The 22,099-nt window shown below is 37.2% G+C and carries 23 protein-coding genes; 16 read left to right on the top strand and 7 right to left on the bottom strand.

Annotated features, from left to right (window positions below; genetic code table 11):
• Positions 1–7 precede the first annotated feature (7 nt).
• From pcrA to rlmD, 8 genes are read left to right on the top strand one after another with little or no spacing between them, the layout of a single operon-like run.
• A complete protein-coding gene (gene pcrA / locus AC0GLY_RS01630; protein WP_496611828.1) occupies positions 8–2,269 on the top strand; it encodes a DNA helicase PcrA in 2,262 nt (753 codons plus the stop codon).
• A gap of 23 nt (positions 2,270–2,292) precedes the next feature.
• Positions 2,293–4,317, top strand: a complete 2,025-nt coding sequence (ligA, locus tag AC0GLY_RS01635) for an NAD-dependent DNA ligase LigA (RefSeq protein ID WP_496612225.1) — start codon at positions 2,293–2,295, stop codon at positions 4,315–4,317.
• 17 nt (positions 4,318–4,334) lie between these two features.
• Positions 4,335–5,450 carry a CamS family sex pheromone protein gene (locus AC0GLY_RS01640; RefSeq protein ID WP_496611829.1) on the top strand — a complete coding sequence of 372 codons (1,116 nt, stop codon included), beginning with the start codon at positions 4,335–4,337 and terminating at the stop codon, positions 5,448–5,450.
• A 21-nt stretch (positions 5,451–5,471) separates the two neighbouring features.
• Positions 5,472–5,780: an Asp-tRNA(Asn)/Glu-tRNA(Gln) amidotransferase subunit GatC gene (gatC, locus tag AC0GLY_RS01645; protein WP_496611830.1), complete on the top strand. Its 309-nt coding sequence runs from the start codon at positions 5,472–5,474 to the stop codon at positions 5,778–5,780.
• Positions 5,780–7,228 carry an Asp-tRNA(Asn)/Glu-tRNA(Gln) amidotransferase subunit GatA gene (gatA, locus tag AC0GLY_RS01650; RefSeq protein ID WP_496611831.1) on the top strand — a complete coding sequence of 483 codons (1,449 nt, stop codon included), beginning with the start codon at positions 5,780–5,782 and terminating at the stop codon, positions 7,226–7,228. The genes gatC and gatA overlap by 1 nt, the downstream gene beginning before the upstream one ends.
• A gap of 11 nt (positions 7,229–7,239) precedes the next feature.
• The gene (gene gatB / locus AC0GLY_RS01655) at positions 7,240–8,661 is read left to right on the top strand and encodes an Asp-tRNA(Asn)/Glu-tRNA(Gln) amidotransferase subunit GatB (protein WP_496611832.1); all 1,422 of its coding nucleotides are present in this window, start codon (positions 7,240–7,242) and stop codon (positions 8,659–8,661) included.
• 16 nt (positions 8,662–8,677) lie between these two features.
• Positions 8,678–9,616 (top strand): diacylglycerol kinase, encoded by a 939-nt coding sequence (locus AC0GLY_RS01660; RefSeq protein WP_496611833.1) that lies wholly within the window; start codon positions 8,678–8,680, stop codon positions 9,614–9,616.
• Positions 9,617–9,671: 55 nt separating this feature from the next.
• Positions 9,672–11,048 carry a 23S rRNA (uracil(1939)-C(5))-methyltransferase RlmD gene (gene rlmD / locus AC0GLY_RS01665; RefSeq protein ID WP_496611834.1) on the top strand — a complete coding sequence of 459 codons (1,377 nt, stop codon included), beginning with the start codon at positions 9,672–9,674 and terminating at the stop codon, positions 11,046–11,048.
• A 70-nt stretch (positions 11,049–11,118) separates the two neighbouring features.
• On the opposite strand, the gene AC0GLY_RS01670 is transcribed toward rlmD, so the two are convergent.
• A complete protein-coding gene (locus tag AC0GLY_RS01670; protein ID WP_496611835.1) occupies positions 11,119–11,361 on the bottom strand; it encodes a DUF2798 domain-containing protein in 243 nt (80 codons plus the stop codon).
• A 93-nt stretch (positions 11,362–11,454) separates the two neighbouring features.
• Complete coding sequence (locus AC0GLY_RS01675) at positions 11,455–11,592, bottom strand: DUF2798 domain-containing protein (protein ID WP_496611836.1); 138 nt, start codon at positions 11,590–11,592, stop codon at positions 11,455–11,457.
• Positions 11,593–11,773: 181 nt separating this feature from the next.
• Between AC0GLY_RS01675 and AC0GLY_RS01680 the strand changes: the two genes are divergently transcribed.
• Entirely contained in the window at positions 11,774–11,977 is a 204-nt protein-coding gene (locus AC0GLY_RS01680) for a DUF1659 domain-containing protein (protein WP_496611837.1), read from the top strand.
• 14 nt (positions 11,978–11,991) lie between these two features.
• A complete protein-coding gene (locus tag AC0GLY_RS01685; protein WP_496611838.1) occupies positions 11,992–12,225 on the top strand; it encodes a DUF2922 domain-containing protein in 234 nt (77 codons plus the stop codon).
• A 57-nt stretch (positions 12,226–12,282) separates the two neighbouring features.
• Here the strand turns inward: AC0GLY_RS01685 and AC0GLY_RS01690 are convergent, their stop codons facing one another.
• Positions 12,283–13,155 carry an HNH endonuclease gene (locus AC0GLY_RS01690; protein ID WP_496611839.1) on the bottom strand — a complete coding sequence of 291 codons (873 nt, stop codon included), beginning with the start codon at positions 13,153–13,155 and terminating at the stop codon, positions 12,283–12,285.
• A gap of 32 nt (positions 13,156–13,187) precedes the next feature.
• A complete protein-coding gene (locus AC0GLY_RS01695) occupies positions 13,188–13,400 on the bottom strand; it encodes a helix-turn-helix domain-containing protein (protein WP_496612226.1) in 213 nt (70 codons plus the stop codon).
• A 266-nt stretch (positions 13,401–13,666) separates the two neighbouring features.
• On the opposite strand from AC0GLY_RS01695, the gene AC0GLY_RS01700 reads away from it, so the two are divergent.
• The 3 genes from AC0GLY_RS01700 to AC0GLY_RS01710 all read left to right on the top strand — a co-directional run bounded on the left by AC0GLY_RS01700 (position 13,667) and on the right by AC0GLY_RS01710 (position 15,983).
• On the top strand, positions 13,667–13,900 hold the full coding sequence (locus AC0GLY_RS01700) for a hypothetical protein (RefSeq protein WP_496611840.1): 234 nt from the start codon (positions 13,667–13,669) through the stop codon (positions 13,898–13,900).
• A gap of 308 nt (positions 13,901–14,208) precedes the next feature.
• Entirely contained in the window at positions 14,209–14,736 is a 528-nt protein-coding gene (locus AC0GLY_RS01705; protein ID WP_496611841.1) for a GNAT family N-acetyltransferase, read from the top strand.
• 20 nt (positions 14,737–14,756) lie between these two features.
• Positions 14,757–15,983 carry an ArgE/DapE family deacylase gene (locus AC0GLY_RS01710; protein ID WP_496611842.1) on the top strand — a complete coding sequence of 409 codons (1,227 nt, stop codon included), beginning with the start codon at positions 14,757–14,759 and terminating at the stop codon, positions 15,981–15,983.
• 50 nt (positions 15,984–16,033) lie between these two features.
• On the opposite strand, the gene AC0GLY_RS01715 is transcribed toward AC0GLY_RS01710, so the two are convergent.
• Positions 16,034–17,320 (bottom strand): aspartate kinase, encoded by a 1,287-nt coding sequence (locus AC0GLY_RS01715; RefSeq protein ID WP_496611843.1) that lies wholly within the window; start codon positions 17,318–17,320, stop codon positions 16,034–16,036.
• Complete coding sequence (locus AC0GLY_RS01720) at positions 17,307–18,482, bottom strand: homoserine dehydrogenase (protein ID WP_496611844.1); 1,176 nt, start codon at positions 18,480–18,482, stop codon at positions 17,307–17,309. The genes AC0GLY_RS01715 and AC0GLY_RS01720 overlap by 14 nt, the downstream gene beginning before the upstream one ends.
• A 106-nt stretch (positions 18,483–18,588) precedes the next feature.
• On the opposite strand from AC0GLY_RS01720, the gene thrC reads away from it, so the two are divergent.
• The 3 genes from thrC to AC0GLY_RS01735 are packed head-to-tail and all read left to right on the top strand — an operon-like array spanning position 18,589 to position 21,380.
• Complete coding sequence (gene thrC, locus AC0GLY_RS01725; RefSeq protein ID WP_496611845.1) at positions 18,589–20,079, top strand: threonine synthase; 1,491 nt, start codon at positions 18,589–18,591, stop codon at positions 20,077–20,079.
• Positions 20,072–20,944, top strand: coding sequence for a homoserine kinase (thrB, locus tag AC0GLY_RS01730; RefSeq protein ID WP_496611846.1), 873 nt, complete (start codon positions 20,072–20,074; stop codon positions 20,942–20,944). Before thrC ends, thrB begins: the two co-directional genes overlap by 8 nt.
• Before the next feature lies 1 nt (position 20,945).
• Positions 20,946–21,380, top strand: a complete 435-nt coding sequence (locus AC0GLY_RS01735; RefSeq protein WP_496612227.1) for an ACT domain-containing protein — start codon at positions 20,946–20,948, stop codon at positions 21,378–21,380.
• Between the two features lie 285 nt (positions 21,381–21,665).
• Here AC0GLY_RS01735 and AC0GLY_RS01740 read toward each other — a convergent pair whose 3' ends face one another.
• Complete coding sequence (locus tag AC0GLY_RS01740; RefSeq protein ID WP_496611847.1) at positions 21,666–22,028, bottom strand: hypothetical protein; 363 nt, start codon at positions 22,026–22,028, stop codon at positions 21,666–21,668.
• Positions 22,029–22,099: the final 71 nt, after the last annotated feature.

Raw genomic sequence — 22,099 nt, forward strand, 5'->3', positions numbered from 1 at the left:
AAAATAAATGGCAATTGCAGACCTGTTAACGAGTATGAATGATAAACAAAAAGAGGCCGTTGAACAAACTGAAGGTCCGCTTTTAGTAATGGCAGGAGCCGGCAGTGGTAAAACTAGAGTGCTTACTCACCGAATTGCCTATTTAATTGAAGAAAAACACGTGATGCCTTGGAACATTTTGGCGATTACTTTCACCAATAAAGCCGCACGCGAAATGAAAGACCGGGTCAATAAACTTTTAGAAGTGGGTGGCGATGATGTCTGGGTTTCGACTTTCCATGCTCTCGGGGTGCGAATTTTACGCCGAAACATCGAAAAGCTTGGGTACAATCAAGCTTTTAATATTGCCGGTACTAGTGAACAAAAAACGCTCATCAAGCGAATTTTAAGTGATCAAAACTTAGATCCTAAAAAGAATGATCCTCGTGCAATTTTAGGTGCAATTTCCAATGCTAAAAACGATATGGAAACCCCTGAAGAGTATGCCAAAAAGCATAACGATGGAAATCCTTTTCATCAGGTAGTGGCTGGGGTCTACGAAGAGTACCAAAATCGTTTAAAACAAAATGATTCTGTTGATTTTGATGATTTAATCATGCTGACGATTGAATTATTTGAAGAATTTCCTGATGTTTTGAGCTATTATCAAAACAAATTTCATTATATTCATGTTGATGAATACCAAGATACCAATGAAGCCCAGTACCGGCTTGTACAATTATTAGCTGATAAATATCAAAATATCTGTGTGGTTGGGGATGCCGATCAAAGTATTTATGGGTGGCGTGGAGCTAACATGAGTAATATTTTAAATTTTGAAAAAGATTATCCAACTGCGCACACAGTGATGCTGGAGCAAAATTATCGGTCTACCAAAACTATTTTGGATGCTGCTAATGGGGTCATTCAAAATAATGATGAACGAAAAGATAAAAATTTGTGGACCGAAAATCCTGCGGGCGACAAGGTCACTTATTATCGAGCTCAAAGTGAACGTGATGAAGCTCAATACGTAGTTGCAAAAATCAAAGAAGAAATGAAAAATAACCATTATGCTTACGATGACTTTGCGGTGCTTTATCGAACAAATGCCCAATCACGAGTGATTGAAGAAACTTTCATGAAAGCTAACATTCCTTATAATATTGTAGGGGGTCACAAATTCTATGAACGAAAAGAAATTATGGATCTTCTTTCTTATTTAAGCTTGGTAGCCAATCCTAATGACTCGCTTAGTTTTGAACGAGTCATTAATGTTCCCAAACGTGGAATTGGAAATGCGAGCTTTGAAAAGCTACGAATGTTTGCTGGAGACGCAGGTATGAATCTTTCTGAGGCTGCTGAAAATGTAATGATGGCAAATGGGATTCCTACGCGGGCACGGAATGCAATTGCTAACTTTGGTGAAACCATGCGAGAAATTAATAAAGAAAGCCAAAGTAAAACGGTTACGGAAATTACAGAAGCCATTTTAGAAAAAACGGGTTATTTAGCTGAATTGAAGAAAACTAAATCATTGGAAAATCAAGCTCGGGTTGAAAATATTGAAGAATTTATTTCGGTAACCCAAAACTTTGATGACAAATATGAACCAGCAGATAGTGAAACGGGGAATCGGTTAGTTGATTTCTTAGCTGATTTGGCTCTAGTATCTGCTCAAGATGATGTTGATGAAAACGCTAAACAAGTCACATTAATGACTTTACATGCAGCTAAAGGCTTGGAATTTCCCGTTGTTTTCATGCCAGGTATGGAAGAAAAATTGTTCCCACTTGTGCGAGCAGCAGAAAAGCCTGATGAGTTAGAAGAGGAACGCCGGTTAGCCTACGTTGGAATTACAAGAGCCCAAAAGAAACTTTACATGACAAATGCTTATTCACGGATGTTATATGGACGAATGCAAAATAACCCTGCTTCACGCTTTATGGAAGAAATTGAGCCAGAATTAATTGAAAATGATGCAGCTATGACGAACTCACAAGGATCAAAGACGCCGTTTGATAATAATACGTATAATCGTCGGACGGAGCGAGCCTTTAGTACTCCTTACCAACGTCCCGCTCAACGAGTTGAAAAACCCCAAGGAACTGGTGCTGATAAAAAGAGTTGGACAGTGGGCGATAAAGTTACTCATAAAGCTTGGGGGATCGGAACGGTCGTTAAGATTAACGGAACTGGTGAAGATATGGAACTTGACATTGCTTTCCCAGAAAAGGGAATCAAACGGCTTCTTGCGGCCTTTGCACCAATTACTAAAGTCGAAAAATAAAGGTGGTGATTTTCTTGGAACAAATTCCCTTAGAAAAAATAACCGAAACACAAGCACGAAAAGAAGCAGAACAATTGCGTCCACAACTAATTCAGTGGGGAAAAGAATATTATGAACAAGATTCCCCCTCTGTCCAAGATGCTGAGTATGACTTAGTGTATGATCGGTTAACCAAGTTAGAGGAGAAGTATCCTGGGATTGTCACAGCTGATTCGCCTACACAAAAAGTTGGTGGGGCAGCTGATTCAGAATTGAAAAAAGTTGCACACCCAATTCCGATGCTTTCATTAGGTGATGTGTTTTCAAATGAAGAATTAGCCGAATTTATTAATCGATTACAAGCTGAATATCCGGAAGATCAGGAGTTTAATTGTGAATTAAAAATTGACGGACTTTCAATTGCTTTGCGTTATGAAGCGGGGAAGTTGGTTCAAGCTTCTACGCGGGGAAATGGACAAATTGGAGAAGATATTACTCAAAATGCACTTACAATTCCTTCAATTCCACAAACGTTAAGTCGTCCGATTAATATTGAAGTTCGGGGCGAATGCTATATGGGAAAGGCTGAATTTCTTAAGTTAAACGAACGTCGGCAAAATGATGGGAAAGCTACCTTTGCTAATCCACGCAATGCAGCGGCTGGAAGTTTACGCCAATTGGATCCACAAGTTACAGCTGATCGGCATTTGAGCACTTTTATGTATAATGTTGCTGATTATAATGACTTACAAGCAAACACTCAAAGTGGCTTACTAAAAGAATTAAAGGAACTTGGCTTTACGGTTAATGAAAATGCAATGGTTGCCACTAATATGAATGAAATTAACCAGTATATTGAACAATATCAAGGGCAACGGAATGATTTAACTTATGGAATTGATGGAATTGTAATTAAAACGAACTCGCTATCCTTACAAAAAGAAATTGGACATACGGTGAAGGTGCCTAAGTGGGCAATTGCGTATAAATTTCCTCCTGAAGAAGCACGAGTTAAAATTTTAGATATTGAATGGACGATTGGACGTACAGGAGTTGTAACGCCTACAGCAATTATGGATAAAGTTAAACTTGCAGGGACTACAGTTTCTCGAGCCTCTTTACATAATCCAGACTACATTGAGAAAAAGGACATTCGTATTGGAGATACAGTCGTGCTTTACAAAGCTGGGGATATTATTCCTGAAGTAGAACGCTTTCTTCCAGAACTACGTCCGGTTGATTCTAAGCCTTACCAAATTCCCAGCAATTGTCCTTCTTGTGGAGCTAAATTAGTTCATCTAGATGATGAAGTGGCCCTTCGCTGTATTAATCCGAAATGTCCAGCTCAATTATCAGAACAAGTTACGCATTTTGCCTCAAGAAATGCTATGGATATTGCAGGTTTAGGGCCTAAAATTGTAGCACAACTTTTTGAGCGGCATTTAATTGATGATGTTGCGAGTCTTTATCAATTAAAACGAGAACAGTTAATTGAATTAGATAAATTTGGTGAAAAATCGGCCGATAATTTATTAAATGCATTAGATAATAGTCGCCATAATTCGTTAGAAAGACTACTATTTGGCCTAGGAATTCGACATGTCGGTGGAAAGGCGGCTCAAGTAATTGCTGCTCATTTTGGCAATATCCAAAATTTGATGCAGGCCACGAGTTCAGAGATTGCTGCAATTGATTCAATCGGTGAAATTATTGCTGATAGTGTCGCAACTTATTTTGCTGATCCAAACAGTCAAACTTTAATTGAAGAGTTGATTTCAGCAGGGGTTAACATGAACTTTAAGCCCACTAACCAAGCGGTTCAAACTGAAACATTTTTCACTGGAAAAAGAGTAGTATTAACTGGTAAGTTAATTGAGATGACCCATGGTAGTGCTGCCAAATGGCTTGAAATTCATGGAGCAGAAGTTACGAGTAGCGTATCTAAAAAAACGGATTTAGTGATTGCCGGTGAGGCTGCTGGAAGTAAATTAACCAAAGCAGAAGAATTAAATGTTCCCGTGTGGAATGAACCAAAATTTAAGGCTGAAATGGAAAAAGTGCAGGATTAATGATGGAAGGGGAAAGCATGAAACGATTAGGAGTAGCACTATTAGTAGCTGCAAGCTCGATAGTCTTAGTGGCTTGTGGAAATAGCAAGGAAGTTGGAACTAATAGTGGGTCTAGCAAAACTGAATTAACGGGGAATAACTCCGGAAGTAATTATCAAAGTTTAATTAAGGATGGTCATTATCAAGTTAGTAAGTCTTCTGGAGTTGACCAAAGTCAAACCAGCAACACTTTTAACTTACAGGGCTTTCAACATGGATTGCAAAATATTTCTAAGAAAGAGTTTTCTCCCAGTAAATATGTTTTCCAAGAAGGTCAATATATTTCAACAGCAACTACTTATAATTGGTTAGGACGAAAGTCTAAAGATAATCCTGAAGGTTTAAATCCTGAGCAGCCCAAGAAAAAGGTTGTTCCCGAATATCTTCAACAAATTGATGAGCAAGATTATCTTCAACCCGAAGGTGGAAAAATGAAACTGAAGGGGATGACAATTGGAATTGGATTGAATTCAGTTTATTATTACACTAAGGAAAAGTATGGAGCTCAATATTCAAAAAATTTAGATGATGCTGAAATTGAAAAAAACGGGAAAGAAATTGCTAATCAAGTCTTAACTCGGATGCGGAAAAACAAAGACACTAAAAATATTCCGATTGTAATTGCTTTATACAAAGCTGCCCCTGAGGATAGTTTGGTTGGGGGAAACTTTATTGCCTATTCAGTTAATAAAGGTGGATCCACTTCCGTTAGTTCTTGGAACAAGGTTGATGAAAAGAACTATGTTTTACCAACGACAAAAGACGAAAAGCTTCCCAATGACAATGATGCAGCTGCTTTTAATGAATTTAAGAATAAAGCCCAAAGTTATTTCCCTAACTTGAGTGGAGTTACAGCTCAAGCTCATTATGTAAATGGGTCATTATCTGGAATGACCATTAATGTTACTACTCAATTCTATAGTTACACCGAAATTAATAGTTTTACGCAATATCTTCAAACTGCGGCACAAAAATACTTACCAACGGGAGCTCCAATTGAAATTCAAGTTGGATCAACTAACGGAATGCAAAGTTACTTGTACCGAGGCACGAACGATAAGAAGTTTAGTTCACACGTCTTTACAAACTATTAATGCAGATTTAAGGAGGTCATTATGACAGAAAAAGTAAATGAAGCAACTACTCAACACATTGCTGGTCTAGCTAAATTAAAGCTAACTGAGGCACAATTACCTAAGTTTACAGAACAATTAAACGATATGTTGAATATGTTAGATGAACTCGATACGGTTGACACTGAAGGAATTGAACCAACTTATTCAGTAACTGACCGAATTAATGTTTTGCGTCCGGATGTGGCTGATAATTGGGGTCAACGTGATGCATTATTAGCCAATGCACCGGAAACTGCGGATGGATTAATCCGAGTTCCTACCATTATTGACGAAAGTGAGGACAAATAATGAACTATTTTGATACTGATTTAGAGACGCTTCACAACCAGTTGGTGAATGGAGAAATTACTTCTGAAGAGTTAACTAAACAAACGATTGAAAAAATTAAAGCTCAAAATGAGTCTGTCCAAGCTTACTTAACGATTAATGATCAAGCACTTGAGCAAGCACAAGCGATTGATAAAGCGGGAATTGACCCAGATCAGATTCTTTCAGGGATTCCAGTGGCCTTAAAAGATAACTTAGTTACCAAGACAATGCGGACTACAGCGGCTTCAAAAATGTTGGAAAACTTTACTTCAATTTTTGATGCTACGGTTGTGGAAAAATTAAAAGCTGCTGGTGCAGTTTTGGTGGGAAAAACGAACATGGATGAATTTGCCATGGGTAGTTCTACAGAAAATTCAGCCTTTGCTACGACTCGTAACCCTTGGAATTTAGACACAGTTCCTGGTGGTTCGTCAGGTGGATCAGCAGCAACCGTTTCAGCAGGACAAGTCCTTGCTAGTTTAGGTTCCGATACTGGTGGTTCAATTCGCCAACCAGCATCTTTTACTGGAGTGGTTGGAATGAAACCAACTTATGGTCGAGTATCACGTTGGGGATTAATTGCGTTTGGTTCTAGCTTTGATCAAATTGGACCATTTACTCGGACGGTTAAAGATAACGCCCACATGCTAAATATTATTGCTGGACATGACGAACGGGATGCAACCTCCTCACTTAAAGAAGTTCCTGACTTTACAAAGGACATTGATCAAGGAGTAAAGGACTTGAAGATTGCTTTACCTAAAGAATTTTTAGGCGAAGGGGTTAAACCAGAAATTAAGGATGCAATTCTAAAGGCCGCTGAAACTTACAAATCATTAGGTGCTACGGTTGAAGAAGTTTCGCTTCCTAATACTAAGTATGGAGTAATGGCATACTATGTGTTAGCTTCTTCAGAAGCATCATCTAATTTAGAACGGTTTGATGGAATTCGGTATGGTTTCCGTGCACCGGATGTGACTAATTTAGAAGATGTCTACGTTAAAACGCGTTCAGAAGGTTTTGGTGATGAAGTTAAACGGCGGATTATGATTGGAACTTTCTCCCTTTCAGCTGGCTCATTTGATAAATACTTCAAGCAAGCTGCCAAAGTTAGAACTAAGATTATCAATGATTTCCAAAAGGTTTTCCAAGACTATGACTTAATTATGACCCCCACTGCTACTAGTACGGCCTTTAAAATTGGGGAAGAATCATCTGATCCAATGGAAATGTACGTTAACGATGCCTTAACTATTCCAGTGAACTTAGCAGGACTACCCGGAATGTCACTTCCAGCAGGATTTAGTAATGGACTTCCAATTGGACTTCAATTGATTGGCCGTCCATTTGATGAAAAAACTATTTACCGGGCTGGATATGCTTTTGAACAAAATACTGACTTCCACAAACAAACGCCAGAATTATAGGAGGAAATATTATGAATTTTGAAACTACTATCGGTCTAGAAGTTCACGTTGAATTAAAAACTAATTCAAAAATTTTTAGTCCTTCTCCCGTTAAGTATGGTGCTGAAGCAAATGCCAACACTAACGTTATTGACTGGGGTTATCCAGGAACTTTGCCAATGGTTAACAAGCAAGTGATTGCTAATGGTATTACTGCTGCTCTTGCTTTACACGCAGACATTTCTCGTCATCCTCATTTTGATCGGAAGAACTACTTCTATCCTGATAATCCAAAGGGATATCAAGTTACCGAAAATGACATTCCCGCAGCTACTAATGGCTGGATTGAAGTTAAAACCGCAAATGGGAAGAAAAAAATTGGAATTGAAGAAATGCATGTGGAAGAAGATGCAGGGAAAAATACGCACGGGAAAAATTATTCTTACGTTGATTTAAACCGTCAGGGGACTCCCTTGATTGAAATTGTTTCTAAACCAGAGATGACGAGTCCTCAAGAAGCCTATGATTATTTGGAAGGACTTCGGGAACGAATTCAATTCACTGGAATTTCTGATGTTAAAATGGAAGAAGGGTCAATGCGGGTTGATTGTAATATTTCTCTTCGTCCAGTTGGTAGCGATAAGTTAGGTCAAAAGATCGAACTTAAAAACTTGAATTCTTTTAACTATGTGCGGAAAGCTCTAGCTTATGAAGAAGCTCGTCAGGCTCAAGTTTTAATGTCTGGTGGAACAATTGGTGCTGAAACTCGGCGTTACGACGAATTAAATGGAAAAACTTACTTGATGCGGGTTAAAGAAGGGAAAGACGATTATCGTTATTTCCCAGAACCTGATCTTCCTAGCCTTGATATTTCAGATGAATGGATTGACGAACTTAGAGCAGCACTTCCTGAAATGCCAGAAAGTCGTCGGCAACGTTATGTAAAGGATATGGGTCTTACAGAATACGACGCCATGGTGCTTACTCAAACCAAAGAAATGTCAGACTTCTTTGACAAATTAATTGAACTTGGCAGTGATCCTAAAATGGCTTCTAATTATCTCCAAGGGGATGTAAATGCTTATCTAAACGATCATCAAGTAGATTTAGCAGATACTAAAATCACACCAGAGGCTTTAGCAACCATGATTAAAATGATTATGGATAAGACCATTTCAACTAAGATGGCTAAAAAGGTCTTCAAAGCCATTACGGATGGCAAAGATCCTAAACAATTTGTTGAAGAAAAAGGGTTGGTACAGTTGTCTGATCCTGCTAAGCTTCAACCAATTATTGATGAAGTTCTTGTTGCAAATCCTCAATCAATTGAAGATTTTAACAATGGTAAGGATCGAGCAGTTGGCTTTTTAATTGGTCAAATTATGAAAAAAACGCAAGGAAAAGCAAACCCATCAATTGTTAACAAGCTTTTGATGGAATCATTAAATAAGTAGAGAAAGTGGTGTAACGATGGTAAAGCGAGCGCGTATAATTTACAATCCAAGTTCGGGGAGGGAGACTCTTAAACCCAAGTTGGTTGATATTTTGAATGTCCTAGAAAATGGTGGTTATGAAACTAGTACTTTTGCTACTACACCTCAACCACATTCTGCTAGAGACGAAGCGACTCGTGTTGCCAAAGAAGGTTTTGATTTAATTGTGGCAGCTGGGGGAGATGGAACCATTAATGATGTCATTAATGGGATTGCTCCTTTAGCCGAACGCCCTAAATTAGGAATTATTCCTGCTGGAACTACCAATGATTTTGCTAGGGCTCTAGGGATTCCGCGTGATGATTTTGTGGAAGCTGCTAAAGTTATGCTTAATGGAGAATTAATGCCAATGGATGTTGGTAAAGCATATAATGAAAAAGAAACGCATTATTTCATTAATATTGCTGCTGGGGGCCGGTTAACTGAATTGACCTATGGTGTGCCATCGGACTTAAAAACGATTTTTGGATACATGGCATATATGTTGAAAGCCGTTGAAATGTTGCCTAGCAGTCATCCAGTTGAAATTGAAGCTCAGTATGATGGTGGGGAATATAAAGGTAAGGCATTGATGTTTTTCCTTGCAATGACGAATTCCGTTGGTGGCTTGGAACAATTAGTGCCGGATGCCTCGCTGAATGACGGAAATTTCACCATGATTATTGTCAAAACCGGAAATGTTTTTGAAGTTTTACAATTGATTACCAAAGCTTTAAATGGCGGACGGCATATTGATGATAAACGAATTGTTTATAAAAAAACCCAAAATTTCTCTATTGTACCCAAAACGGATCGTAAAATGCCCATTAATTTAGATGGTGAATTTGGGGGAGATGCTCCCATGAAGTTTACTAATTTAAAACAACATATCCAAATCTTTGCCAATCTAAAAAATAAAAAACTAACTGACCAATAATAAACTTACGAGTTTTGTCGGAAATTTCGACAAAACTTTTTATTAGGGAGAAAAAATGAGTAAAAAAATTGATGCACCAGTAACCAAAAACGAAGAATTAACGGTGTCCGTTACGGATTTAACTTACGAAGGAATGGGGGTTGCTAAAGTTGGCGAACATTTCCCCATTTTTATCGAGGATGCTCTTCCAGGTGAAGAAGTAAAAATTAAAATTTTAAAAGTAAAACGCAACTTTGCGTTTGCTAAGTTAGAGAAAATTTTGAAGCAAAGTCCAAATCGGGTGGAAGCCGTTGATAAACGGTATACTCAAGCTGGAATTGCTCCATTGCAACATTTAAGTTATGATAAGCAGCTGGAATTCAAGCAACACCAAGTTGCTGAGATGTTCAAAAAAGAACATCTAGACGTGGAAGTTAATCCAACAATTGGGATGGAAAAACCCATGCAATATCGGAATAAAGCCCAAATTCCAGTGCGCATGATTAATAATCGCTTAGAAACTGGTTTTTATCGTCGTCACAGTCATGACTTGATTCCAATTGAAGATTTCTACATCCAAAATCCCGAAATTGATAAAGCCATTGTCGTAGTTCGAGACGTTTTACGGAAATATAATCTTGCTGCTTATAACGAAGTTACGCATGAAGGCTTAATTCGAAATATCATGGTCCGTTACGGTTTTTACAGTCATGAAATGATGATTGTGATTGTCATTAATGGTCGTGATTTACCTCATGCCCAAGAAATTACGCATGACATTATGGAAAAATTACCGAACTTAGACAGTTTAATGTTGAACATTAACACTGGTAAAGGTAACAAATTGATGGGTGACAAGAACTTCATGTTGGAAGGTAAAAACTACATCATGGATCAATTAATGGGCACGAAATTTATGATTTCACCATTGTCATTTTACCAAGTGAACCCTTTCCAAACCGAAAAGCTCTACAAATTAGCAATTGAAAAAGCGAAGTTAACTAAGGATGACATCGTAATTGATGCTTACTGTGGAATTGGAACGATTTCCTTAGCCATGGCACCCAATGTTAAACACGTTTACGGAGTGGATGTGGTTAAAGAAGCAATTGAAGATGCCAGAACCAATGCTAAGTTAAACCACATTGATAACGCAACTTTCGTGGTTGGTAAAGCTGAAAAGCAAATGAAACAATGGGCTGAAGATGGCATCAAACCAGATGTGATTGTTGTTGATCCTCCTCGTAAGGGAATGGATGAAAGTTTCATTGAAACGGTTCTAAAGATGAAACCAGAACGTTTAGTCTATGTCTCATGTAACCCAGCTACGTTAGTTCGTGACGCTAAGTTACTTGAAGAAGGTGGCTACAAGATTAACCAACCGGTTCAACCAGTTGATCAATTTCCACAAACACCACACGTTGAGAGCATCACGGTATTTTCTCGGAGCTAATAATTAAATAAGCATAATAAAAGCGACCAAATCTCGATGGATTTGATCGCTTTTTGAGTATTCATTTAAATTATTTTTCTGCATGAACCTGTTGAAACTTAGTCAAGAGCAATCTTGCAAACGGTCCCACAATGATAATTTGAAGTGGGAGAGCAACAATCAAGTTTTTGAGCCAAGTGGTTACAAATAACCCTAAGTTAAGGGCAGACCAACCATTTTCAATTACAATTCCAAACACTGACATGCAAGAAACCATTCCAAGTACCATTAAGGTTGAAATTCCTAGGGCAATCCAAATCGGGTTTTCTTCCATTTTTGGACTGAAAATGAATTTGAAAAAGATTTCCTTGGCAATAGGGCCTACCAGACAGAGATCAAACAGAGCTGCAGTTAACAAAGCAATTGTTTAACCAAGTAAAACTTTGGTGATAAAACCATTTGAAATCGCGTCATTCAGGGCAATGTTATAAGCTTCCATGACGAAAACCATCATGCCGGCCATTAAACCAGTGAATAAGAGGTCTTCTTTAAAATTATGTGGCATTTTTATATCTCCTTTATTAAGCACAATGATTAATCTATCACAAATTGATTTTTTTCGTAAGTTTTATTTTTAAAATATTTCAATTTGGGGTAACACACCAGCCCGCTAATTCGTTACTAATCTATGTAAGGGTTGGCCAACTGATTACAAACTATAAATTACTCACAAGAGGAGAAAAAACATGAAAAAGAATTGGTTAAGAACTACGGCAACATTCACCATGATTTGGGAAGCCCATCTCAAAGGACGGAAAGTTAACTGTTCTAACTTAGTTGAGAATGTGTCCGATGAGCAAATTACCAAATTTGGTACGATATTGTCTGATTTATCAGGAGATGCTTTAGAAAAAATCGTTGTTAATACTGCTAGCGTAATTGCTGAATAAGAGGAGAATACCACATGAAAATTTTAGAATTTGTTTTTAAATCAGAGGAACACAAAGTCCGGACCATGAAATTCAACTACGCCAATCAAGACTTAAACGAAACGAGTGCCAAAGCTTTGATGGAACGCATCTCAGCTTTGGAGATGTTTCAAAAAGATGGCGTTAAGCTTTATGCCACTCCAGTTGGTGCGCGTTACTTGGACCATCGTAATTACACTATTTTTGATGATAGTAAGAAAACTGCTTAAATTTAGGTAGAAGAAAAGGTCGATATCTGCGGATGTCGGCCTTTTTGGCGTATTAAATTATTTTCGATTTTTGACTTTTTCTAATAATTTTTCTTTATCTTTTGATAATTTTAATGTATGTATTTTGGCATGGCAGTTAGGACAAACAACAATACAATTATCGATAACATCTTTTCCACCTTGTGATAGGTAATTAATGTGATGCGAATGAAGAAAGGGATTTCCATGTTTATCTTTAAATGGAGCATTTTTTTCACAAAGCACACAAATACCATTCGCCAGATCTTTAACGTATGCTGCAATATATGGGTCTCGACTAAATGTTTTTGTAACTGTTTTTTGATAAAAACTTTCATTAGATTTAGTATGTTGATAGATTTCTTCATTATATCTACTGGCTTCTTTAGCTAAACATTCAATATCTTGTTTAGATGCTTTAGCAACTTTAAGAGATCTTTTTTGATCGAATTGTGCTACAATTTTTTGATATAATACAGAGCTATTGCTCACTAAAGCCAGAGGAAATTTATAAACGGTACGTTCTTCACTATTAAAGTCTAATTCATTAATCTTATAAGGTTTTTCTTTTAATTCAACTATTCCACGATAAATATTTTTCCCTTTATCAAAAGATTCAAAAAGATGAATTTCTTTTTCATCATGCTTTGCATTAGCTAAACTCTTGTTGTTATGAGTTAACGTTTGATTACCTTTTTTTCCTTGTCCAGTATAATGAAGAATACCATCTATCCATTGATCTTGGTAAGAAATATCATTTTTACTAGCTAAGTAATGAGAAGTAAATACAACTATAGTATTTGTTTTAGTTGAAGCTCTTATACCACCACTATTAGCAACCTGAAATGTATCCATTATTTGTTGATTAGAATATGATTCACCAATAATTAAATTATTTATTTTTGAGTCCAATTTAAATCCTCCTAGTGTTTAGCCACAAACTTTTAGTTATTTTTATTATTGTCTATGTCCTTTACTAAAACAGTAATGGAGACATTTAGGTCATTAAAAATTTTAATCAAATTTTTAATACTAATATTTCGTTTTCCAAGTTCTACCTCTGAAATATATGTTCGATGAATATTACATAATTCAGCAAGTTTTTCTTGGGTTATACTTTGTTTGTCCCGATATTTTCGGATGTTTTTCCTAATAATAACAAATTATCCATAATAATGTAGAGTATGAGAGACTTATTAAAACGAGTCTACATACTATAAGTGACATTTTAAATAAATTGATTGAATATATATTTTTTATAGGAGTCATAAATAATATTCAAATCCTAAACCTACCATGCACCAATCTCTGGATTGAAGCCGATGGTCAACTAATCGATTTCACTTTAATTGATGTAACCAAAGCAGCCACTAAACTAATCAGGTCCGAAAACGAACGATATAACATCGAGAAATAATACATCTTGCGACCTAATTTATCCGAAAAATTTAACTATCACAGTTTAGCTTTACAAGCAGATACTCAATTTATCGAAAGTAATTGTGAAGATATTTTAGCTGATGAATGGTATGTTGGCGGGAATTGGTTTGTCGATCATAAAGCACTCTGTGTGGTGGCCTACGTTAATGATGAATCGTTAGAAAATTATACAAAGGGTGCTTTCGACAGACAGGTTACCTTATTACGAAGCCATTAATGATGATTTCAAAAATCAATTACTTTTTCAAGTGACTTATAAATCCCAACTGAAATTTATAAACGATAGTTAGGAAAGTGTAGATTTAGCATTAGATTTTGCGAGTGATGAAGTACATTATTTTTGGAAAAATAAATTTAAAAGTAACTAGTGATTTCAAATCATGATAATTTATGCAAAAATCCCGAACTTTCATAAATAACTAAAGCAAGCAATGTCATCGGAAAGCGATTGACATTGCTTGCTTTTTTGGTATATATTAATAAAAATCGAACTTTATTCGTCTACTGAAAGGTCATAAATTTAAAATGGATACCGAAATTAAAAAGATTACTAACACCCCCGAAAATGTCCAAAAGTTACATAAAATGATTGTCGATACTTTTTGGGATACCTATCGTGGTTCCAGTGCTGATCAAAATATTACTGACTACTTAAAGGATTCATATTCACCAGCCCAAATTGCGACTCAATTAGACCAGTCAAACTGTGCTTTTTACTTTATAATGAAAGAAGGGAAAGTGGCAGGTTATATGAAACTTAATTTTGCTGATGCTCAAACGGAAACTTATGATGGTGAGTCAGTTGAAATTGAAAAATTATATGTTTTACCAGCTTTCAAACGCCAGGGACTTGGTCGGAAGTTATTAGCCTTTGCGGAGACAACCGCTAACCAAAAGCATGCAGAGTACCTCTGGCTTGGAGTGTGGTGTGATAACGATAAAGCATTAGCTTTTTACCATGAGATTGGGTTCAAACAAACGACTACCCACACCTTTAATTTAGGTGATGATCCACAGACTGATTTAGTGATGGTCAAAAAGTTACAAAAATAAGCATTAGTTAGGTGAAATGAATGAATAAAGCAGAAAAGTTAGCAGTGTTAGAAAAATTAGTTAGTTTTAACACCTCAGAAGGTAACGAACTAGCCGAAGCCCAATATCTACAAGACTTATTGTTAGACCACGGTATTGAAAGTGAAATTGAAAATTTAGGCAATCATGAAGCTAATTTAATTGCGGAAATTGGAAACGGACAAAAACCAGTTTTTACGATTAGTGGTCATTTAGATACGGTGGCCGTTGATGTAGAAAAATGGAATACAGACCCTTTCACTTTAGTGCGAAAAAATGGTCAAATGTATGGAAGTGGTGTGACCGACATGAAGGGTGGCGCTGCTGCCTTAGTAATTGCCATGATTATGCTTAAAGATGATGAGGTTCCTTTAAACGGAACGTTACGCTTAGTTTTAACGGCTGGAGAAGAATCAAATATGCACGGATCTCGTCAATTACATGTTGACGGAGCGATGCACGATTCCGATACCCTTTTAATTGCAGAGCCAACTGGCTATCGGACCGTCTATGCCAATAAGGGTGAAGTTGACTTCAAGATTACGGCACAGGGGAAAGCGGCTCACAGTTCACGACCTAACTTTGGGATTAATGCCATTCAAAACCTGATGGATGCTTTAGAATTAATTAGAACTAAAGTTGAAGCTCGTGCTGAGCAAAACCCGGATAATATTTTAGGCAAAACGACTTTTGCGATTGATATTTTTCAAGGTGGCATTCAAATTAATGCAATTCCAGCCAATGCGGAAGCACAAATTAATACGCGGATTGTACCTGAATATCCCAATGATGCAGTGATGGCCGATGTTCAAGCTGTGATTGATGAATTTAACCAAAGCCATGATGGTGAAATTAAAATTGAAATTTTAATGAATATTCCACCTGTGGTCGGAAATCCTAAATCAAACTTAATTAAGGATATTATTAAAATTGCGACTCCTTACATGAAAGATACAAAATACACGCCGTTAGAAAAACAACAAGGAAAAGAAATGCAAGCTAAGCAAGGGTTCAATCCTTTTTCTAATGACAAGCTTGATGTATTGAGTGGGGCTGGGGGAACGGATGCTTCTGAACTCCTTAAAGATAAGTTAAAAGGCGCTAACTATGCGGTCTTTGGTCCAGGGAATCCTTTAAAAATGCACCAAACCAACGAATCTGCTTCCGAGCAAATGTGGTTTGATTTTATTGAGATTTACGAAAAATTATTTAAAGAATATTTAGGTTAATGATAAAAAGCAGCTAACTTCTGATTAATTTCAGAGGTTAGCTGCTTTTGCTATGCCTGTTTATACAATTCCGCAATCGTTCGTTGATAATCCTGATTAGCCACGCCAAAAACAACCTTAATGTCATTAGTAGCTTGAAAAACGGAATTAACTTTAATGTCACTTTCGTCTAAATCAGCAATGAATTTCCCCGTCATGGCAGGGTGAACCTTCAAGGCATCACTGACAATGGCGACCAGTGCGACTTGCGATTGAACTTGGATTTCTAAATCAAGTTTGATTTCGGCTTGAATTAAATCAACTACCTCACAAAGTTGTTTGGTATTAATGTTGCTCAATACTAAGTTAATTTGATCAGTTCCAGATTGATAGTAATCAAAATGGTAGGGTTGTTGTTTTAGTTGCTTTAATAATCCAGAAATTTCGATTAAATGCTGGTTAAGTTGATACTGTTTTAAAGTAATGACCGTTTGATTCTTTTTTCCAGCCACCCCCGTGATTTCTGTTGGTTGTTGCCGGTGTAAAACCACTCGGGTTCCTTGATCAGCAGGTCGATTAGTATTCTTAATTTGAATGGGAATCCCTTTCATTTTGACCGGCTGTACGGCTTCGGAATTAAAGACTTGCACACCTAGGTAAGCAAGTTCTTGTAACTCATCAAAGGATAATTCTTGAATTTGATGAGGGTTATCAATAATGCGAGGATCAACTTGTAAAATTCCCGAAGTGTCAGTCCAGTTTTCGTAGGTATCGGCCTCCAGTAAATTAGCAACTAAAGCACCAGACGTATCGCCACCACCTCGTTGGAGTAAAGTGATTTCGCCGGCTTGATTAGTCCCGTAAAAACCAGGGACGATAAAATGATTTTTATTTTTACGTAATTTGGCTAGTTTAGTGGCCGAAGCTTGATAATCAATTCCTTGTTCTGTAAGCGTGACAAAGTCTGCAGCATCTAGCATTGGCCAGTCCAAGTAAGCACCCAGCAAAGTTGCCGTGATAAATTCACCCTTTGCGACCATTTCGGCCTGACTTAGTTGATGATTAAATGCTGCCAAGGGAGTCAATAATTCACTTACAAAAACGGGTAAATTTAATTCTTTCACTAGATTTTCAATCCGTTGCTTGATTTTGGCAAACTCAGTTTGATAAGCATCCGCATTTTCAGCTTGTGTCAGGGCAATTAATTGATCAGTTAATTTAACGGGATTGTGCGGCCCTTTTCCCATGGCTCTGACCACCACGACTTGGCGTGCGGGATCACTTTCAATAATTTGCTTAACTTTTTGAAACTGCTGGGTATCCGCCACTGAGCTTCCACCAAATTTAGCGACCTTCATTCTGTGCGCCTCCATTGATACAAGCTAAGAAAGGTTGACCAGCTAATTGAGCAATGGTTTGGTGGATAAGAGCTGTGTTAATGTTTTTCACTAACCAGTAGTTGCCATCTTGAGTGACTGAGTAGTCGGGAAGTAATTCAGCCAAATCAGCATTAGTTCGGACAATGTAGTCACGTCGCTTCGTGGCATTATCGAGTTGGAGTTTTTGGTGGAAGTCCCGAGGTAAATGAACTTGGTCAATCGCCACGTCAATAATATCTTGGACTAACGCGTGCGCCGTGGGGAACATTCCAGCTCCTTGACCATTAAACGTCAGTTTACCAATCGTTGTTCCCCGTAAGCCTACGTAGTTATAGTTATCATGAACACCAGCTTCGATTTGTCCGGGGGCAAATAAGGTTGGCTCAATCACAAAGCTAAACCGATTATTTTTCCGGAAACTACGGCCGAGAAGTTTAACTACCCAGCCGTGTTCCTTGAAGTAGGCGATGTCTTCGGCCGTAACATTCCGAATCCCAAACTTGAGAAGGTTGTCGCCCGGTTCGACGAATGTGTCGTACGCAATATCAACACTAATACATAATTTATTTTCAATATCATACCCATCAATATCGGCACTAGGATCAGCTTCGGCATATCCAAGTGCTTGTGCTTGTTTAAGAATACTTTCAAAGGATGCCCCGGTTTTGGTCATTTGATCCAAGATAAAGTTACTGGTTCCGTTGAAAATTCCGTGAATAGAATCAATTTCATCAATTCGCAAAGTCCGTTCTAGATTAATAATCCAGGGAATTCCGCCACCAACGGCTGATTCAAAATAAAACTTCACGTTATTTTCACGTGCTAATTGGGTAAATTCTTGAATATGACGTGCCACGACAGCTTTGTTAGCAGTAACAACGCTTTTACCGTGTTTCAGTGCTTGAATAATCATGGTATGGGAAGGTTCTAAGCCACCAAGGGTTTCCACAACCAATTTGATGGAAGGATCGTTTAAAATGTCATCATAATTGGATGTCATGCGGGGATCTAAGTCGACTTTATTAGGGCGCACAAAAATAGCGGCTACTTCTATTTTTTTAACGAAGTTAGTTTGAGCACTCGCAATGATTTTATCCACTCCTGAACCCACTGTTCCTAAACCTAAAATTGCAATTTTCATTTTAAAGTACTCCTAAAATTATGTTTTTTAATTATATACACTTGTATTTTATTTAAAAACAGATTATCATGGAAATAACAAAAACGCAAGTGACGGAGGATAAATAATGATTGACGAGTACTATACCAGCACCCGCAATAATCAGCTTAAGATTAGTGCTAAAGAAGCAATTGTGAAAGGTTTTGCTGATGATAAGGGCTTATTTGTATTACCAATTTTGCCTAGCTTAGAATTTGATTTGTCAGACTTAGCTGACTTGGACTACCAAGCGATTGCGAAACGGGTACTTTCCTTATTATTACCTGATTTTTCCGAAACTGAGATTAACGAGTCAATTAAAAACGCCTATACGAATACTTTTGCTGCCAACCCAATTACACCACTTAAAGGGGTTGATGACTTCCATATTTTAGAATTATTCCATGGACCAACCAGCGCTTTTAAAGACGTGGGCTTACAAATGTTACCAGAATTAATGGAACGTTCGGTTCAAGCGCAACAACAAGTGATGATTTTAGCAGCTACTAGTGGTGATACCGGAACGGCTGCTTTGAATGGCTTTCAGGATAAAGCTCAAATGGGGATTACGGTTTTCTTTCCTGATGGCGGAGTCAGTACGGTCCAACAACAACAAATGTTGACCACTAATGGGGAAAATACTAACGTGGCTGCCATTGAAGGAAACTTTGATGATGCGCAAACCAACGTGAAAAAGATTTTCAATGATGCAGAATTAAAAGCGAAATTAGGTTCTGATACCATCTTATCGAGCGCTAACTCAATTAATATTGGCCGCCTCATTCCCCAAGTCGTATACTACTTTAGTGCTTATCAACAATTGTTAGCCAAGGGCACGATTAAAGTCGGCGATGAGGTCAGTTTTACTGTTCCAACTGGGAACTTTGGCGATGTGCTAGCCGGTTACTATGCTAAACAAATGGGCTTACCTGTGAAAAAATTAGTGGTCGCTTGTAACGAAAATAACGTGTTAGCTGATTTTTTTGCTACGGGTGTATATGATCGTAATCGTCCATTTTTTAAGACGGTGGCTCCTAGCATGGATATTCAAGTTTCTAGTAACTTTGAACGCTTGCTTTATTACATGAGTGGCCAAAATTCTAATTACATCAAAGGTTTAATGGAAGAATTAGAAGCGACGGGAAAGTATCGAGTAAGTGACCAATTATTGGAACGGTTGCTAGAGGAATTTTCCTGTGGTTATAGTTCTGATCATGATATTGAAGATTCAATTCGGATGGTTTATGACAAATACCACTATTTTATGGATCCCCATACTGCTTCTGGTTATAAGGTGATGCGGGAAGCTCAAAGTGAAAATCCAGAAATTCCGATGATTTTATTGAGTACCGCTAGTCCTTATAAATTTGTGGATGCGGTTGCGGATGCATTATTTGGTAAACACGATGCCGATGTTCAAGTAACCACTGCTAAAATCAATGAATATACGGGGGTTCCCGTACCTGAACCACTGCAAGCAATTTGGCAAAAGCAACCGGTTAAAGCCTCTGTGATTCAGCCAGCTGCAATGGCCGACTTCGTTTATCAAAAGGTAAATGAGGTGTTTGGTCATGATTAGAGTTCAAGTCCCAGCGACGAGCGCTAATTTAGCGGTTGGTTATGATTGTATGGGAATGGCGCTTGATTTATATGCGACTTTTGAATTTAGCCGGAGTAATGAATTACGCATTACTGGGTGTCCAAAGGTATTACAAAATGAAAATAACTTAGTCTATCAGGCGTTTTGTAAAGGTTGTGCAGCGTTAGGAAAAACCGTTCCTCCCGTTGCAATTACAATTAAAAGTGAGGTTCCGTTATCGCGAGGTCTAGGTAGTTCAGCCACTTGCATTGTGGGAGGATTAGCAGCCGCTTACGGTTGGTTTGGGATTTCAATCAATCAAAATGAGTTATTAAAATTAGCGAATGCAATGGAAGGACATCCGGACAACGTCGCACCGGCTATTTTTGGTGGTTTATGTATGGCCTTTGTTGCTGCTGATATTGAATTAATTAAGTATCCAATTAATACTGCCTATCATTTTGTGGCAATCATTCCAGATTTTAGGGTTGCGACGAAAGCGGCACGAGAAATTTTGCCCAAACAATTGAGTTATGCGGATGTTACTTACCAAGTTAGTCATAGTTTGTTACTAGTTAAAGCATTAGCAGATGATAATTTACGGCAATTGCAAGTCGCTTTGCAAGATCACATGCAAGAACCATATCGGAAAAAATTAATTTCAAACTATGCTGAGGTTAAAAATATTTGTGATAAAATAAATGGTACGATGTATATCAGCGGTAGTGGTTCGACTTTAATGGGAATCACTGATAGTGCTGAAAAACAGCAACTTATGATTAAAAAAATTAAAGAACATCTTCCAACTTGGCGAGTTGAACCCGTTGCAGTGGAAAAACAAGGTGTGAAAATCGAGGTGCTTTAAAATAGATAAATATTATATTGTTGATCAATCATTGTTACCAGATACTTTTAGTAAGGTGATTGAAGCACGCCAATTATTAGATAGTGGCAAAATCAAAAACATTAGTGAAGCAGTGAAAAAAGTTGGCATTAGTCGGGGAAGTTTTTATAAATACAAAGACTTGGTTTATGAAACAGACGAAGCTAATTGGAATCGAAAAGCTGTAATTTCTTTAATGTTGGATGACGAACGCGGAATTCTTTCGGCGGTTTTGAAGAAGTTTGCGGACAGTAAGGCCAGTATTTTGACCATTAATCAAAATATTCCAATTCATAAAGTGGCCAGTGTGGTAATTTCTTTGGACTTGAGTACTATGGAAATTACGATTGATGAACTGCTGGAAGAAATTAAAAAAGTTGATGGAACCAGTAAGGTAAGCTTGGTTTCAATTGAATAAATAAAAAGCCGGAAGTTTAGCTTCCCGGCTTTTTTGTTTGCTTAGAAAATTTTACTTGAATTACAAAGAAAGCTTTTGATAAAGCTTATGTATATGAATAGTGCAGGTGACTTAAAAGATTTGCGATAAAAACGATAAGTATAGTATCAGAATTAATAGTCAGTAGCAAGTGGTCTTTTTTTATATGAACTATGATTTTTATAATGTTGAATTTATTGATTATCATTTTTTGCGAGAAAAAACACCAATAACATTAGAGACAAAATGTTATCAGTGCTAAAAAGATTATTTATTCAATGCTTTAGTAAATTGGTTTAACGTATCCAAGTCAGGAACTCCAACTTGATCAGGATTATCTAATTCAGTTACATCACCATCAAGTTTAACGAAGTCGAATTCATCATCTAACATTTCACCTAACTTGGTGTTTAAAGCAACTAAGGATTTGTTAGTTGCTTTACGATCAGCGACTGCTTTTTCAATGTTTAATTGAACTTTGTTTAAATCATAAAGATTAATTGAATTAGTTAGTTTCCAGAATAAATCAAGTTGTTGATTATATTCAAAAACCTTTTGCATCCCTGCTAAATTATCGTTTCCAATGTGACGATTATATTCGGTTACTTCTTTAATAAGTTCATTTTTCATAATTATAGTCCTCCAACTAGTTATTCATCTTCTTTATCTTAACTACATTCTTATCCGGACACAATGAAAAA

This window comes from Fructilactobacillus sp. YLN 2507 (assembly GCF_059614085.1).

Bases quoted from the DNA above. Each gene is read 5' to 3' on its own strand.
- gatB (WP_496611832.1), top strand. From the start codon at position 7,240: ATGAATTTTGAAACTACTATCGGTCTAGAAGTTCACGTTGAATTAAAA.
- AC0GLY_RS01670 (WP_496611835.1), bottom strand. From the start codon at position 11,361: ATGGAAGAAAACCCGATTTGGATTGCCCTAGGAATTTCAACCTTAATG.
- rlmD (WP_496611834.1), top strand. From the start codon at position 9,672: ATGAGTAAAAAAATTGATGCACCAGTAACCAAAAACGAAGAATTAACG.
- gatC (WP_496611830.1), top strand. From the start codon at position 5,472: ATGACAGAAAAAGTAAATGAAGCAACTACTCAACACATTGCTGGTCTA.
- AC0GLY_RS01715 (WP_496611843.1), bottom strand. From the start codon at position 17,320: ATGAAGGTCGCTAAATTTGGTGGAAGCTCAGTGGCGGATACCCAGCAG.
- AC0GLY_RS01640 (WP_496611829.1), top strand. From the start codon at position 4,335: ATGAAACGATTAGGAGTAGCACTATTAGTAGCTGCAAGCTCGATAGTC.
- AC0GLY_RS01710 (WP_496611842.1), top strand. From the start codon at position 14,757: ATGAATAAAGCAGAAAAGTTAGCAGTGTTAGAAAAATTAGTTAGTTTT.
- thrB (WP_496611846.1), top strand. From the start codon at position 20,072: ATGATTAGAGTTCAAGTCCCAGCGACGAGCGCTAATTTAGCGGTTGGT.
- thrC (WP_496611845.1), top strand. From the start codon at position 18,589: ATGATTGACGAGTACTATACCAGCACCCGCAATAATCAGCTTAAGATT.
- pcrA (WP_496611828.1), top strand. From the start codon at position 8: ATGGCAATTGCAGACCTGTTAACGAGTATGAATGATAAACAAAAAGAG.
- AC0GLY_RS01680 (WP_496611837.1), top strand. From the start codon at position 11,774: ATGAAAAAGAATTGGTTAAGAACTACGGCAACATTCACCATGATTTGG.
- AC0GLY_RS01660 (WP_496611833.1), top strand. From the start codon at position 8,678: ATGGTAAAGCGAGCGCGTATAATTTACAATCCAAGTTCGGGGAGGGAG.
- AC0GLY_RS01685 (WP_496611838.1), top strand. From the start codon at position 11,992: ATGAAAATTTTAGAATTTGTTTTTAAATCAGAGGAACACAAAGTCCGG.
- gatA (WP_496611831.1), top strand. From the start codon at position 5,780: ATGAACTATTTTGATACTGATTTAGAGACGCTTCACAACCAGTTGGTG.
- AC0GLY_RS01720 (WP_496611844.1), bottom strand. From the start codon at position 18,482: ATGAAAATTGCAATTTTAGGTTTAGGAACAGTGGGTTCAGGAGTGGAT.
- AC0GLY_RS01675 (WP_496611836.1), bottom strand. From the start codon at position 11,592: ATGCCACATAATTTTAAAGAAGACCTCTTATTCACTGGTTTAATGGCC.
- AC0GLY_RS01740 (WP_496611847.1), bottom strand. From the start codon at position 22,028: ATGAAAAATGAACTTATTAAAGAAGTAACCGAATATAATCGTCACATT.
- AC0GLY_RS01705 (WP_496611841.1), top strand. From the start codon at position 14,209: ATGGATACCGAAATTAAAAAGATTACTAACACCCCCGAAAATGTCCAA.